The following is a 14,582-nucleotide window of genomic DNA, read 5'->3' on the forward strand; positions in this document are numbered from 1 at the left end:
CCCGACATCAGGGCGCGGGCGCACGGCTCCGGCGCTGCTCACGACCTCTTCGATTGACGCGCCCGTCGGCGGGGGCATTGTCGGCGCATGACCAATGCCCAGACTCCACCCGTCGTCTTGATATCGCACGAGATGCTGCTGCCGCTGCAGGCGGCCCTTGAACCGGCCTACCGGGTCATCCGCCTGTGGGAGCACCCTGACCGCGCCGCGTTCCTCGCCGGACCGGGCCGCGAGGTCCAGGCCATCGTCCACGCCGGCGAGATCAAGCTCTCGCCCGACCTGCTGGGCGATATGCCGATGCTGGGCCTGATCGCCTGCGTCAGCGTCGGTTATGACGGCGTGGACGTGCCCTGGTGTCGCGCCCACGGCATCGCCGTCAGCCATTCCCAGGGGCTCAACGCCGAGGATGTCGCCGACCATGCCGTGGGCGCCTTCCTGGCGGCCTGGCGCGGCATCGTGCTGGGGGACAGGATCGTGCGGGAAGGGCGCTGGACCCACGCCGAGCGCATGCGGCCCCGGCCGGGCCTGATGGGCCGCAAGGCCGGCATCGTCGGGCTGGGTCACATCGGTCAGGCCATCGCCCGGCGGGTCGAGGCCTTCGGCATGACGGTCGCCTGGTGGGGACCCAACGACAAGGAGAGCCCCTGGCCAAAGGCCGAAGGATTGCTGGCGCTGGCCCGCGACAGCGACGCCCTGTTCGTCTGCTGCCGCGGCGACGCGGCCAACCATCACCTGATCTCGGCCGCCGTGATCGAGGCGCTCGGCCCGCGCGGTTGCCTGGTCAATGTTGCGCGCGGCTCCGTCGTCGACGAGGACGCGCTGATCGCGGCGCTGAAGGACGGCCGGCTGGGCATGGCGGCGCTGGACGTGTTCGAGACCGAACCGACGCCGGCGGCGCGCTGGGCGGATGTGCCCAACACCGTGCTGACGCCGCACACCGCCGGCGGCACGCTCGAGAGCATCCCCAGGATGGTCGGCCAGACGCTGGAAAACCTGCGCCGGTTCTTCCATCAGGAGCCGCTGCTGTCTCCCGTTCAGGCCTGAAGCAGCAGCAGCCCGACGCCGCCGGCCAGGAGCGCGCCGAACAGGATCGCGGCGACCAGCCGTTTACGCGGGGATTTCAGAACGGCGCCGAGCATCGGAAGCTCCTCCGGGGAGGCGGGGTTTTCCCCGCCGGTGGTGAATCAATATCAAAGTGATATCACTTTGGCCAATGGATTCGGACGGGCGTCTGTCCCGCGCGATTCAGTGTCGCACTCAGGGGAACCCTTGTCCGACCACGCTTGACTTGATCATATAAAGATATCTTTATGTCCCCATGACGATGGCATCGGGACAGGTGGTGGAGATCTTGCGCGCGGCGGGCGAGCCGACGCGTCTGCGCATCCTCGCCCTGCTGGCGCGGGAAGAGCTGTCGGTGCTCGAGCTGTGCACCGTGCTGGACCAGAGCCAGCCGCGTGTCTCGCGCCACCTCAAGCTGCTGGCCGAGGCGGGGCTGGTCGAACGCTTCCCGGACGGAGCCTGGGTGTTCTACCGCCTGGCCGCCCAGGGCGGGGGGCGGGCGCTGGCCGACCAGACGCTGGCGCTGATCGATCCCGCCGACCCCGACCTGTCCGCGGACGCCGACCGGCTGTCGCGCGTGGCGACCGAGCGCGGGGCCGAAGCCGCCGCCTACTTCGCGCGCAACGCCGCCCGCTGGGACGAGATGCGCTCGCTGTACGTCGCCGAGGCCGAGGTCGAGGCGGAAATCCGCAAGGCGGTCGGCCAGGGGCCGCTCGGCCTGATGGTCGACCTCGGCGCCGGGACGGGGCGCATGCTGACCCTGCTGGCCGGGCAGGCGCGCCGCGCGGTCGGGCTGGACCTGTCGCAGCAGATGCTCAACATCGCCCGGGTCAATGTCGGGGAGGCGGGCCTGCCGGCCTGCGAGCTGCGCCACGGCGACATCTTCGATACTGGACTGCCCGGCGGCTGCGCCGATCTGGTGACCGTGCACCAGGTGCTGCACTACCTCGGCGACCCGGCCGCCGCCGTGGCCGAGGCCGCGCGACTGGTCGCCGAGACCGGCCGGCTGCTGATCGTCGACTTCGCCCCGCACGCGCTGGAGTACCTGCGCGAGCAGCACCAGCACCGCCGGCTCGGCTTCTCCGACGAGGAGATCGGCCGCTGGGTGACCGCCGCCGGGCTGGAACTGGAAACCGCCGCCGCCCTGCCGCCCGCGGCCGAGGCGGGACTGACCGTGAAGATCTGGACGGCCCGACGGCCCGCCCTGGCCGAAAGGAGCGCCGCATGACCCCGCCTTCGTCCCTGGGACCCGTCGCCCGCGCCGGCGGCCGCGACAATGGCGTGCGCGTATCGTTCGAATTCTCGCCGCCCAAGACGCCGCAGGCGGAGGAGAGCCTGTGGGCCGCCATCCGCCGGCTGGAGCCGTTGAACCCGTCGTTCGTCTCGGTGACCTACGGCGCGGGCGGCTCGACCCGCGAGCGCACCCACCGCACGGTCAAGCGGATGCTCGACGAGACCACGTTGAAGCCCGCCGCCCACCTGACCTGCGTCGGGGCGTCCCGCGAGGAGGTCGACGCGGTGGTGCGCGACTACTGGGAAAGCGGCATCCGCCACATCGTCGCCCTGCGCGGCGACCCGCCGGGCGCCATCGGCGGCGCCTATGAGCCGCGCGCCGACGGCTATCTCAACGCCACCGAACTGACCGCCGGCATCCTCAAGGTCGCGCCGTTCGAGGTGTCGGTCAGCCTCTATCCGCAGGTGCACCCCGAGAGCCCGGGCATCGACCACGACATCGACGTGCTGAAGGCCAAGGTCGACGCCGGCGCGACCCGGGCGATCACCCAGTTCTTCTTCGACACCGACGTGTTCCTGCGGTTCATGGACAGGGTGCGCAAGGCCGGGGTGACCATCCCGATCTCGCCCGGGATCATGCCGGTCAGCAACTTCAAGGGCCTGCAGCGCATGGCCGAGCCGTGCGGCATTCCGCTGCCGGCCTGGCTGGGCGGGCTGTTCGACGGGCTGGACGACGATCCCGACACCCGCCGGCTGATCGCCGGATCGGTGGCCGCCGAGATGTGCGCCCGACTGGCCGAGGAAGGCTTCAGCGACTTCCACTTCTACACCCTCAACCGGGCCGACCTCGTCTACGCCATCTGCCGCGTGCTGGGCGTGCGCGAGACTCCGACCGCGCCGAAGGAGGCCGCGGCATGAAGAAGCGCTTCTGGATTCCGGCCGCTCTGGCCGTCGTCGCCCTGGCCGGCGTGGCCATCGCCCAGACCCTGCCGCCGGAGTGGATCCGCCCGGCCAAACCGGTGCGGATCGGCGAGAACCTCTACTACGTCGGCAGCGAGGGGCTTTCGGCGTATCTGATCGTCACGCCCAAGGGGCTGATCCTGATTGACGGGCCGATGGAGCAGAACGTCGCCGGCATCGAGGCGAACATCAAGGCGCTCGGCTTCAGGCTGTCGGACGTCAAGATCCTGCTCAACACCCATGCCCACTTCGACCACGCGGCCGGGTTCGCCCAGCTGAAGGCCGACACCGGCGCGGCGCTGCTGGCCAGCGCCGGCGACAGGCCGCTGCTGGAGAAGGGCGTCTACCCGGGGGCCGAGGACGTCGCCTGGCTGCGCTTCAAGCCGGTCAAGGTCGACGCGGTGCTCAAGGATCGCGACACGGTCACCCTCGGCGGCGTGACCCTGACGGCCAACATCACGCCGGGCCATACGCCCGGCTGCACCACCTGGACCTTCCCGGTGAAGATCGACGGGGCGGTGCGCAGGGCGCTGCTCTGGTGCAGCACGACGGTGGCCGGCAACCGGCTGGCCCCGAAGCCGCAGTATCCGACCATCGTCGCCGACTACCGCGCCAGCTTCACGCGGCTGGCCGCGATGAAGGCCGACGTCTTCCTCGCGCCGCATCCCGACCAGTTCGGTTTCGCCGAAAAGCGCGCGGCCATGGCGCCGGGCAAGCCCAGTCCGTTCGTCGACCCGACCGAAGCCGGCCGGCGCATCGCCGACTCGCGCGCGGCCTTTGAAACCGAGCTGGCGCGCCAGCAGGGAGCCGCCCAATGACCCGCCAGGACCGCATCGCCGCCCTCAAGGCCGCCGCGAAGGAGCGCATCCTCGTGCTCGACGGGGCCTGGGGCGTGATGATCCAGCGCCAGGGCCTGAGCGAGGCCGACTTCCGCGGCGAGCGCTTCGCCGACCACAACGGCCAGCTGAAGGGCGACAACGACGTCCTCTGCCTGACCCGGCCCGACATCATCGCCGGGCTGCACGACGCCTACTTCGCGGCCGGCGCCGACATCAGCGAGACCAACACCTTCAGCGCCACGACCATCGCCCAGCGCGACTACAGCCTCGAAAGCGCGGCCTACGACATCAACCTCGAGGGCGCGAAGCTGGCCCGGGCCGCGGCCGACCGCTGGACCGAGAAGACGCCGGACAAGCCGCGGTTCGCCGCCGGCTCGATCGGGCCGCTGAACGTGATGCTGTCGATGTCCTCGGACGTGAACGATCCCGGTGCGCGCACGGTGACCTTCGACCAGGTCTACGAGGCCTATCGCGAGCAGGTGAGGGGGCTCTACGCGGGCGGGGTCGACCTGTTCCTGATCGAGACCATCACCGACACCCTGAACTGCAAGGCGGCCATCAAGGCGATCCTCGATCTGCGTGACGAGGAGGGCCACGAGGAGCTGCCGATCTGGATCAGCGGCACGATCACCGACCGCTCGGGCCGCACCCTGTCGGGCCAGACGGTCGAGGCCTTCTGGAACAGCGTGCGCCACGCCAAACCCTTCGCCATCGGCCTGAACTGCGCGCTGGGCGCCGACCTGATGCGGCCGCACATCGCCGAGCTGTCGCGCATCGCCGACACCCTGGTCGCGGCCTATCCCAACGCCGGCCTTCCCAACGCCATGGGTCAGTACGACGAGGAGCCGCACCAGACGGCCTGCGCCCTGCACGAATGGGCTGAAAGCGGCATCGTCAACATCGTCGGCGGCTGCTGCGGCACGACGCCGGACCACATCGCCCATGTGACCCAGTCGGTCGCGGGCATGGCCCCGCGCGCGCTGCCCGAGCGCCCGACCGCCATGCGGCTGGCCGGGCTGGAAGCGTTCGAGCTGGCGTGATGACCGCCCTCAAGGTCACCCTCGCTCTCGGCCCGATCGAGACCGAGATGCTCCGCGATATCCGCAGCCGGCTGAACCGGCGGGCGGTCAGCGACGCGGCGCTGTTCTCGCTGGGCGCGGCCTTCCTGACGGCCTGTGCGCGGGCCGATATCCCGCCGACCACGGCCGTGCCGGCCAAGGTGCTGTCCGGGCCGCTGGTGGTGAAGATCGCCGCCACGGCCGACATCGCCACCCTGTCGCGGCTGGTGGCGACGCTGGCCGAGCACCGCACCCTCGATCCCAAATGCTGGCCCGGCCTCGTCGCCGCCGGCGCCCCGCAAGCCATTCTTAGCCGGAGGCTCGCCTTGGCGGGTCGGGAAGCGCCGGTCGAGATCTCGCAATGATCCCTCCACCGCTCATCCCGGCAAAGGCCGGGACCCAGGCTTTTTCCGGAAAGCGCTGGCGTCGGCGGTTCGAAAGCAAAAACACCTGGGTCCCGGCCTTCGCCGGGATGAGCGGAATTTGAGTGTTATGAGACCTGTCTTCGTCAATATCGGTGAGCGCACCAACGTCACCGGCTCGGCCAGATTCCGCAAACTGGTGGCCGAGGGCGACTATGCGGCCGCCCTGTCGGTGGCCCGCCAGCAGGTCGAGGCCGGCGCGCAGATCATCGACGTCAACATGGACGAGGGGCTGCTGGATTCGAAGGCGGCGATGGTCACCTTCCTCAACCTGATCGCCGCCGAGCCCGACATCGCCCGGGTGCCGGTGATGATCGACAGCTCCAAGTGGGAAGTCATCGAGGCCGGCCTGCGCTGCGTGCAGGGCAAGGCGATCGTCAACTCGATCTCGATGAAGGCCGGCGAGGCGGAGTTCATCGCCCAGGCGAAGCTCTGCCTGCGCTATGGCGCGGCCGTGGTGGTCATGGCCTTCGACGAGGAAGGCCAGGCCGACACCGCCGACCGCAAGGTGGCCATCTGCGAGCGCGCCTACCGCATCCTCGTCGACGAGGTCGGCTTCCCGCCCGAGGACATCATCTTCGATCCCAACATCTTCGCCGTGGCGACGGGGATCGAGGAGCACGACAACTACGCCGTCGACTTCATCGAGGCGACGCGGCGCATCAAGCAGCTGCTGCCCTACGCGCGGGTGTCGGGCGGAGTGTCGAACGTCTCGTTCAGCTTCCGCGGCAACGAGCCGGTGCGCCGGGCGATCCACAGCGTGTTCCTGTACCACGCGATCAACGCCGGCATGGACATGGGCATCGTCAACGCCGGCGACCTGCCGGTCTATGACGACATCGAGCCGGAGCTGCGCGAGGCCGTCGAGGACGTGATCCTCAACCGGCGTCCCAGGGCCGGCGGCAGTCAGACCGAGCGGCTGGTCGACCTGGCGCCGAAGTACAAGGGCGACGGCAGCAAGGTCCAGGTCGCCGACCAGGCCTGGCGCGCGTTGCCGGTCGCCGAGCGGCTGGCCCATGCGCTGGTCAACGGCATCACCGAGTTCATTGACGCGGACACGGAAGAGGCCCGGCTGACCGTCGAGCGGCCGCTGCACGTCATCGAAGGCCCGCTGATGGACGGGATGAACATCGTCGGCGACCTTTTCGGGGCCGGGAAGATGTTCCTGCCGCAGGTGGTCAAGTCGGCCCGTGTGATGAAGCAGGCTGTGGCCTGGCTGATGCCGTTCATGGAGGCCGAGAAGGAAGGCAAGCCGCGCGAGCAGGCCGGCCGGGTCCTGATGGCCACGGTGAAGGGTGACGTGCACGACATCGGCAAGAACATCGTCGGCGTGGTCCTGCAGTGTAACAACTACGAGGTCATCGATCTCGGCGTGATGGTCCCGGCCGACCGGATCCTCGACGAGGCCAAGGCGCACAACGTCGACATCATCGGCCTGTCGGGCCTGATCACGCCCTCGCTGGACGAGATGGTCTTCGTCGCCTCGGAAATGGAGCGGCGTGGGTTCGACATCCCGTTGCTGATTGGCGGGGCGACGACCAGCAAGACCCACACGGCGGTCAAGATCGCCCCGGCCTATCGCGCCGCCTCGACCACCTATGTGCTCGACGCCAGTCGCGCAGTCGGGGTCGTGTCGCAGCTGCTGTCGAAGACCGATAAGGCGGCTTTCGAGGCCCAGACCCGCGCCGACTATGTGAAGGTCCGGGAGCAGTTCGCGCGCGGCCAGGAGCAGAAGACCCGCACGCCGATCGCCCGGGCCCGTGCCAACCGCTTCGCTATTGATCTGACGGGGTCTCCGCCGCCGAAGCCTAGCTTTACCGGCACGCGAGCCTTTGACTCCTATGATCTGAAAACGCTGGCGAAATACATCGACTGGACGCCGTTTTTCGCCAGCTGGGAGCTGGTCGGGCGGTTCCCCGACATCCTCACGGACGACGTGGTCGGCGAGGCCGCCAGCGACCTGTGGAAGGACGCCCAGGCCATGCTGGCCAGGATCGTCGAGGAGAACTGGTTCCAGGCGCGCGGCGTGGTCGGCTTCTGGCCGGCGCAGTCCGACGGCGACGACATTGTCGTCTATGCCGACGAGAGCCGGACGACCGAGCTGGCGCGGCTGCACACCCTGCGCCAGCAGATGGCCAAGACGGGCGACAAGGCCAACGCCGCGCTGTCCGACTTCATCGCCCCGATCGGCGGCCCGGCCGACTGGATCGGCGGCTTCGCGGTGACGGCCGGTCATGGCGAACCGGAGATCGCCAAGCGGTTCAAGGACGCGGGCGACGATTACTCGGCCATCCTCGCGGCGGCCCTGGCCGACCGGCTGGCGGAGGCCTTCGCCGAGGCGATGCACCACCGCGTGCGCACCGAACTGTGGGGCTACGCGCCGGACGAGGCCTTCGACCTCGACCACCTGATCGGCGAGCGCTATCGCGGCATCCGCCCGGCGCCGGGCTATCCGGCCCAGCCGGATCACACGGAAAAAGCCACGCTGTTCAAGCTGTTGGACGCTGAGGCTCAGACGGGCATGAAGCTGACCGAGAGCTTCGCCATGAGCCCGGCGGCGGCGGTCAGCGGCCTCTATTTCAGCCATCCCGACGCCCACTACTTCGGCGTCGGCCGCATCGACCGCGACCAGGTCAGCGACTACGCGGCCCGCAAGGGCTGGGATCTGGCCACGGCCGAACGCTGGCTGGCGCCGATCCTGGCCTATGACCCGGACGCGGTGGACCGCGACGCGGCGGCCTGATCTCCCTCCCCTTCATGGGGAGGAGCAGGGCTACTGCGCGCCGCGCATGCCGGTGAGGGTGTCCTTCAGGCCGCGCTTGCGCTTCTTCGCCGGGGCCGTCGGCGCGGGCGTCGGCGGCGCGGCTTCGGCGGCGGCCGGCGTCGCGGGCGCGGCGGCGGGCGTCGGCATCAGGGCGTCGATAGCCGAGGCGGGGGCCTCGTCGGGCGCGGCCGCCGGCGGCGTGTCCGTCGTCTCCGCCGGGGCGTCGGCGTCTTCCACCGGTACCGGGGTCATCGCGAGCACGCCGTCGCTGGCCATGACCGGCGCCGGCGCGGGCGAAGCGGGCTCCGCCTGGGCTTCCGGCGCCGGCGCGGCGTCGGCGGCCGGGGCGGGAGCAGGCGCGGGTTCCTCGGCGGCCGGCGCAACGGGCGCCGCCGGGAGAGGAGCCGCCGCGGCGCCCTTGTTGTTGTAGGTCAGGGCCTGGCCGAAGATCAGCGAGCGGGCCTCCAGGGCCTTGGCCGTCTCCTCGCACTTCGCCGGCGGCGACCAGGACATCCAGAACTGCGCCAGCTGGGCCTTGGGCACGCTGGTCGCGCCGGTCCACACGGCCCGGCCGCGACGGATGGCGTCAACGCCCTGGTTCTGGATCGGCGAGGGACTGGCTTTCTCGGCCGCCTGCATGGCGCGGGCGAACAGGACGATGTTCTTCTTCGCTTCGTCGCGCTGGGCCGGATAGACCTTGGCGATGTTGTCTTCGGTGCTCGGCGTCGGCCAGGCCCGCTCGATGCGGATCACCTCCGGCATGGCGCGGTCGTAGAGCTCGACGTAGGCCGACATCGCGCCGTAGCACCAGCCGACGTAGCCGTAGTCATCGCTGGGGGCCGAGACGGCGCCGCCCTGGATCGGCAGGGCGGCGACCTCCTGCTTGCGGGGCACGGCCGTGGCCATGGGGCCATCGGACGCGGCGGGGGGAGCATCCTGGGCGAACAGGGCGAGGGCGAAGAGGAACGGGGCCATTCAAGGTCCTGAAAAAAGTTGCGTCAGGCGTGGTCGCCGATGGGATGACCGAATCCACCGCCCCCCGGGGTCTCGATCTCGACAACGTCGCCCGGCCGCACGGAAATCGAAAAGCAGCCTGTAAGTTCCCTTACAGCGCCGTCGGCCGTTCTCAAACGCTGGCGGCCGGGGAGCGCGGCGCCACCGCCACAGATTCCCTGCGGACTGTGGCTTCGGCGTGACGAGAGCAGGGCGACTTCCATCGGCGCCAGGAAGCGGATGTGGCGCACCGCCCCGTCGCCGCCGCGATGCAGGCCATCGCCGCCCGAGCCGGCGCGGGTGTGGAAGGTCTCGACCCGCACCGGAAAACGCCGCTCGAGAATCTCCGGATCGGTCAGGCGGCTGTTGGTCATGTGGGTGTGGACCGCGCCGGCGCCGGCCCGGTTAAGCGTCGCGCCCGCGCCGCCGCAGATGGTCTCGTAATACTGCCGGTCCGCGTCGCCGAAGGTGAAGTTGTTCATCGTGCCCTGGCTGTTGGCCATCACCCCCAGCGCCGCATAGAGGGCGTCGACCACATGCTGGCTGGTCTCGACGTTGCCGGCGACCACGGCCGCCGGGGGCTCGGGGTCGAGCATCGAGCCGGGCCGCGTGACGATCTTCAGCGGCGTCAGGCAGCCGGCGTTCAGCGGGATGTCGTCGTCGACCAGGCTGCGGAACACGTACAGCGCCGCGGCGTCGACAATCGCGGAGGGGGCGTTGAAGTTGCTGGTCAACTGGTCGGCCGAGCCGCTGAAGTCGAGCACCGCCTCGCCGGCCGCCGCGTCGACCCGGATCGTCACGACGATCTCGCCGCCGCCGTCCATCGGCACGCGGGCCTCGCCGTCGCGGAGCTTCGTCACCGCCCGGCGCACGGCCTGTTCGGCGTTCTTCTGCACGAAGGTCATGTAGCGGGCGACGGCGTCCGGCCCGTAGGCGTCGATCATCGCCGCCACCGCCGCGGCGCCGGCCTGGCAGGCGGCGATCTGGGCCTTGAGGTCGGCGAGGTTGCGGTCCGGCGCCCGGGCCGGCCATCGGCCCGTGGCGAGGGCCGCGCGGGTTTCGGCCTCGAGGAAGCGGCCGTCCTTCATGATCGGCACGGCGTCGAGCAGCACGCCTTCCTCGTCGAGCGTGGTCGAGAACGGCGGCATGGAGCCGGGCTGCACCCCGCCGACGTCGGCATGGTGCCCGCGCGCGGCGACGTAGAATGCGGGCGGCGCGGCCTCGTCCATGAACACCGGCATGACCACGGTGATGTCGGGCAGGTGCGTGCCGCCGAAGTAGGGGTTGTTGAGCGCGAAGGCCTCGCCGGGCTTCAGCACCGGATGGCGCGCCGTCGTCGCCCGCACGCTGGCGCCCATGCTGCCCAGGTGCACCGGCATGTGCGGCGCGTTGGCCACCAGCCCGCCGCCGGCGTCGAACAGGGCGCACGAGAAGTCGAGCCGCTCCTTGATGTTGACCGAGTGGGCTGTCCGCTCCAGCGCCGCGCCCATGGCCTCGGCGACGCCCGTGAAGCGGCGGTTGAACAGCTCCAGGGTCACCGGATCAGGCGCGTCGGCGGCAATGACGCCGGCGGTCAGCGGAACGGTGCGGTTGAGGCGGATCAGACCGTCCGCCTCGGCGGTCGCCCGCCAGCCGGCGGCGACGGCGATCTGGGTGTCGCTGCGGATGATCAGGGCGGGGCCGGCGAGGGCAGTGAGGTCGGCGGCGTGAACGATCGCGGATGCTCCCCCGTTGGGGGAGCTGTCGGCGAAGCCGACTGAGGGGGTCCGCTCAGATGTCGGTCGACGGTCCGGATGACCCCCTCCGTCTGGCCTTCGGCCAGCCACCTCCCCCGATGGGGAGGATCCAGAGGCCGTCGCCTCCACCTCGACGCTGGCGATCAGGATCGTCCGCTCAGGCTCCACAAACCCGAACAGGCGCTGGTGGGCGCTCTCGAAGGCGGCCTTGACGGTCGTCAGGCCATCCGGCGCGATCGGCAGGGCCGCGTCGGCGCCGTCATAGCGCAGGCGCAGGCGGCGATCGGCGGATCCGGCGGCCGCGCCCTGGGCGGTGAGGGCGGCGCGGGCCTCCTGTTCCAGACGGTCGGCCAGGGCGACCGCGGCCGTCAGGCCGGCGGCGTCCAGCGGCGCTTCCAGCCCCGCCTGCCTCAGCGCGCCCACCCGCGCCTGGCCGATGCCCCAGGCGGACAGCAGGGAGGCGTGGCGGGGGCTGAGCACCTCGGTGACGCCGAGCGCGTCGGCGACCTGGCAGCAGACCTGGCCGGCCGCGCCGCCGAACGCCACCAGCGCATGGCCGCGCGGGTCGAAGCCGCGCTCGGTGGAGATGCGGCGCACGGCCTGGGCCATCTGTTCGACGGCCACGGCGACGAAGCCCTCGGCGGCGGCCTCGACCGACAGGCCCATGGCGTCGGCCAGGTCGGCCAGCCTCGCGCGGGCCGCGGCAGGATCCAGGGGGGCGTCGCCGTTCGGGCCGAACACCGGCGGGAAGAAGGCCGGGTCCAGCCGGCCGAGCACGAGGTTGGCGTCGGTCACCGTCGCGGGACCGCCCCGGCCGTAGCAGGCCGGGCCTGGATCGGCGCCGGCGCTGGCGGGACCGGCCCGGGCGCGGGCGCCGTCGAAGGTCAGGATCGAGCCGCCGCCCGCCGCCACCGTCTCAACATCGAGCATCGGGCTGCGCAGCTTCGCGCCCGCCACCTTCGCCGCGTCGCGCCGCTCCAGCACGCCGGCGAAGCGGCAGACGTCGGTCGAGGTGCCGCCCATGTCGAAGCCCAGCACGGCGGCCGCGCCGGCCGCTTCCGCGGTGCGGGCCACCCCGACCACGCCGCCGGCGGGTCCGGAGACCACCGCGTCCTTGCCCCGGAACGCCCCGGCCCGGACCAGCGCCCCGGCCGAGGTCATGAACCACAGCGGGGCGCCGTCCACGGCGCGGGCGACCTGGTCGACATAGGCGCGCAGCACGGGCGTCAGATAGGCGTCGGCCACCGCCGTCTCGGCGCGCGGCACGAAGCGGGGCAGGGGGCTGACCTCGTGGCTCAGCGCCACATCGTCGAACCCGGCGGCGCGGGCGATCTCGCCGGCGGCCAGCTCATGGGCCGGGTTCAGGTCGCTGTGCAGGAAGGCGATGGCGACGCTGGTGAAGCCGTCGGCGCGGGCGCGGGCGAGATCCGCCGCCAGGGTCGCCGTGTCGAGCGCCGCGACCACCGCGCCGTCCGCCGCCAGCCGCTCTCCGGCCTCGACCACGCCGCTGTAGAGGGGGGCGGGCCGCAGGATGTCGAGGGCGAACAGCTCGGGCCGCGACTGGTCGCCGATGACGACCGCATCGGCGAAGCCGGCCGTCGTGACCAGCAGGGTCTTGGCGCCCTTGCGCTCGAGCAGGGCGTTGGTGGCCACCGTGGTGCCCATCTTGATCGCCGCGACCCGGTGGGCGGGAAAGGGCGCGCCCGGTTCAACCGCCAGCAGGCGGCGCATCGCCTCGACCGCCGCGTCCGGATAGGAGGGCGAGGCGGACAGGAGCTTCAGCGTCTGCTCCGAGCCGTCCGGCGCCTGGCCGATCACGTCGGTGAAGGTGCCGCCCCGGTCGATCCAGAACGTCCAGCCGGGGCCGTTTTCAGCAACCGTTGTCATGTCCGCGCCACGATCATAAGCTGCAAGTCGATCCCATGAGTTTCTGGCGCACCATAGCAGGCCTCGCGGCGCGTCGCGTCGACGACGCCGAATGCCCCGACTGTCCTCCCGGTCCCCCGGGAGAGGACCCCGCCTTCACGACCGCCGTCACGGCGCTCGGGGCCAAGCTGGCCAAGGCGGACGGCAGGGCCGACCAGGACGAGTTCGAAGCCTTCTCCGTCGTGTTCCAGCCCGACTCGGGGTCGGAGCGCAACGTCCACCGCCTGTACGATCTGGCGCGCCAGACGACGCGGGGATTCGAGAGCTACGCCAAGCGACTCGCCAAGCGTTACCGCAACTGCCCGCAGCTGCTCGAGGACGTGCTGGACGGCCTGTTCCACATCGCCCGCTCCGACGGCGCGGTGACCCATGACGAACTGGCCTATCTGGAGACGGTCTCGGAGCTGTTCGGTTTCTCGCCGCTGACCTTCCGGCGGCTGAAGGCGACCCATCTGGGCGCCGGGCCGGACGACCCCTACGTGATCCTCGGCGTGCTGCCCGACGCGGACGACGCCGTGGTGCGGGCGGCCTGGCGCGACCGCGTGTCGGACGCGCACCCCGACCGGGCGCGCGGCCGCGGCCTGCCGAGCGAGTTCATCGCGGTGGCCGAAACCAAGACCGCCTCGATCAACGCCGCCTTCGACGCCATCATGCAGGAACGCCGCGAGCTGGCGCTGGTCGGCGCCGTCTGAACGGGCAGGCGCCGAATTCGCACCCGTTTGGCATGTGTTCAGTTGACGTTCAGCGGTTAACGACAAAATAGTAATCCGTGGCCGCGCCTCTCGCGGCCCACCGAGGACAAGATGGACAGATTGAACTCTGCGGGGGGTTCTCGTTCGGCCTTGAAGGGCCTCGCCTGGCTGGCCGGCACGCTCGCCACCTGCGCCGCGCTCGCGGTCGGGGCCGTGCTGGCGGTGTTCGCCGCCGCGACTGTCGTCCTCATCGCCCTGATGTCCAGCGCCCTGCTGGGTCTGGCCGGGGTCGCGATGCGCGCCAAGCGCACCGTGCGCGCCGCGCCGACCGGGGATCCCGACATCATCGAGGCCCGCAACGTCGGCGGCCACTCCTGGGTCGCCTACGGCTGGAACGAGCGGCGGTAAGAACGCCGAACCTGCGTCCTTCGACACGGCCCTGCGGGCCTGCTCAGGATGACGTCGAGGGGTGGGCTTCAAGACATACGTTATGGTGAGCAGCGCCTGAAGGGCGCGTGTCGAACCACGCACACGCCCCAACGCCCCCCTTGCGCCGCTCCCGCCTCCGCCGCATTGTCCCGCCTTCAAACAAGTGTTCGGGAGCGAAACATGATCGGCGTAGTGGCGACCTTGACGGTTGCGGAGGGCAAGGGCCCTGACCTGGAAGCGGTGTTCGCGGATCTCGCGGCCAAGGTGAAGGCCAACGAGCCGGGCTGCCTGATGTACCAGCTGACCAAGAGCCGCACCGAGCCGAACGTCTACAAGGTGCTCGAGCTGTACGCCTCGCAGGACGCCCTGACGGCCCACGGCGGCACGGACTACTTCAAGGCCGCCGGCGCCGGCATCGGCGCGTGCCTGGGCGGCCGTCCGTCGATCGAATACCTCGACGCGGTCTGA

At 70.9% G+C, this 14,582-nt stretch carries 12 protein-coding genes; 10 read left to right on the forward strand and 2 right to left on the reverse strand.

The window, feature by feature from the left end:
- The first annotated feature begins 87 nt into the window (after nt 1–87).
- The 7 genes from AC1RN0_RS03920 to metH all read left to right on the forward strand — a co-directional run bounded on the left by AC1RN0_RS03920 (nt 88) and on the right by metH (nt 8,317).
- The gene (locus AC1RN0_RS03920; RefSeq protein ID WP_492786119.1) at nt 88–1,044 is read left to right on the forward strand and encodes a 2-hydroxyacid dehydrogenase; all 957 of its coding nucleotides are present in this window, start codon (nt 88–90) and stop codon (nt 1,042–1,044) included.
- A 274-nt stretch (nt 1,045–1,318) separates the two neighbouring features.
- Nucleotides 1,319–2,290 (forward strand): ArsR/SmtB family transcription factor, encoded by a 972-nt coding sequence (locus AC1RN0_RS03925; protein WP_492786120.1) that lies wholly within the window; start codon nt 1,319–1,321, stop codon nt 2,288–2,290.
- On the forward strand, nt 2,287–3,213 hold the full coding sequence (gene metF, locus AC1RN0_RS03930; protein WP_492786121.1) for a methylenetetrahydrofolate reductase [NAD(P)H]: 927 nt from the start codon (nt 2,287–2,289) through the stop codon (nt 3,211–3,213). Before AC1RN0_RS03925 ends, metF begins: the two co-directional genes overlap by 4 nt.
- Nucleotides 3,210–4,073 carry a subclass B3 metallo-beta-lactamase gene (bla, locus tag AC1RN0_RS03935; RefSeq protein WP_492786122.1) on the forward strand — a complete coding sequence of 288 codons (864 nt, stop codon included), beginning with the start codon at nt 3,210–3,212 and terminating at the stop codon, nt 4,071–4,073. Before metF ends, bla begins: the two co-directional genes overlap by 4 nt.
- Nucleotides 4,070–5,134, forward strand: coding sequence for a homocysteine S-methyltransferase family protein (locus AC1RN0_RS03940; protein WP_492786123.1), 1,065 nt, complete (start codon nt 4,070–4,072; stop codon nt 5,132–5,134). Before bla ends, AC1RN0_RS03940 begins: the two co-directional genes overlap by 4 nt.
- Nucleotides 5,134–5,517, forward strand: coding sequence for a hypothetical protein (locus AC1RN0_RS03945; RefSeq protein ID WP_492786124.1), 384 nt, complete (start codon nt 5,134–5,136; stop codon nt 5,515–5,517). The genes AC1RN0_RS03940 and AC1RN0_RS03945 overlap by 1 nt, the downstream gene beginning before the upstream one ends.
- 127 nt (nt 5,518–5,644) lie before the next feature.
- On the forward strand, nt 5,645–8,317 hold the full coding sequence (metH, locus tag AC1RN0_RS03950) for a methionine synthase (protein WP_492786125.1): 2,673 nt from the start codon (nt 5,645–5,647) through the stop codon (nt 8,315–8,317).
- Between the two features lie 30 nt (nt 8,318–8,347).
- Here metH and AC1RN0_RS03955 read toward each other — a convergent pair whose 3' ends face one another.
- Together AC1RN0_RS03955 and AC1RN0_RS03960 are read right to left on the reverse strand one after the other, a co-directional pair.
- Nucleotides 8,348–9,313, reverse strand: a complete 966-nt coding sequence (locus AC1RN0_RS03955) for a hypothetical protein (RefSeq protein WP_492786126.1) — start codon at nt 9,311–9,313, stop codon at nt 8,348–8,350.
- 23 nt (nt 9,314–9,336) lie between these two features.
- Entirely contained in the window at nt 9,337–12,954 is a 3,618-nt protein-coding gene (locus AC1RN0_RS03960; RefSeq protein ID WP_492786127.1) for a hydantoinase B/oxoprolinase family protein, read from the reverse strand.
- A 35-nt stretch (nt 12,955–12,989) separates the two neighbouring features.
- Between AC1RN0_RS03960 and AC1RN0_RS03965 the strand changes: the two genes are divergently transcribed.
- From AC1RN0_RS03965 to AC1RN0_RS03975, 3 genes are all read left to right on the forward strand, one after another.
- A complete protein-coding gene (locus AC1RN0_RS03965; protein WP_492786128.1) occupies nt 12,990–13,685 on the forward strand; it encodes a TerB family tellurite resistance protein in 696 nt (231 codons plus the stop codon).
- A gap of 150 nt (nt 13,686–13,835) precedes the next feature.
- Entirely contained in the window at nt 13,836–14,093 is a 258-nt protein-coding gene (locus tag AC1RN0_RS03970; protein WP_492786129.1) for a hypothetical protein, read from the forward strand.
- Nucleotides 14,094–14,294: 201 nt separating this feature from the next.
- Nucleotides 14,295–14,582, forward strand: coding sequence for a putative quinol monooxygenase (locus tag AC1RN0_RS03975; protein WP_492786130.1), 288 nt, complete (start codon nt 14,295–14,297; stop codon nt 14,580–14,582).

The organism is Caulobacter sp. GW821-FHT12F03 (assembly GCF_058806855.1).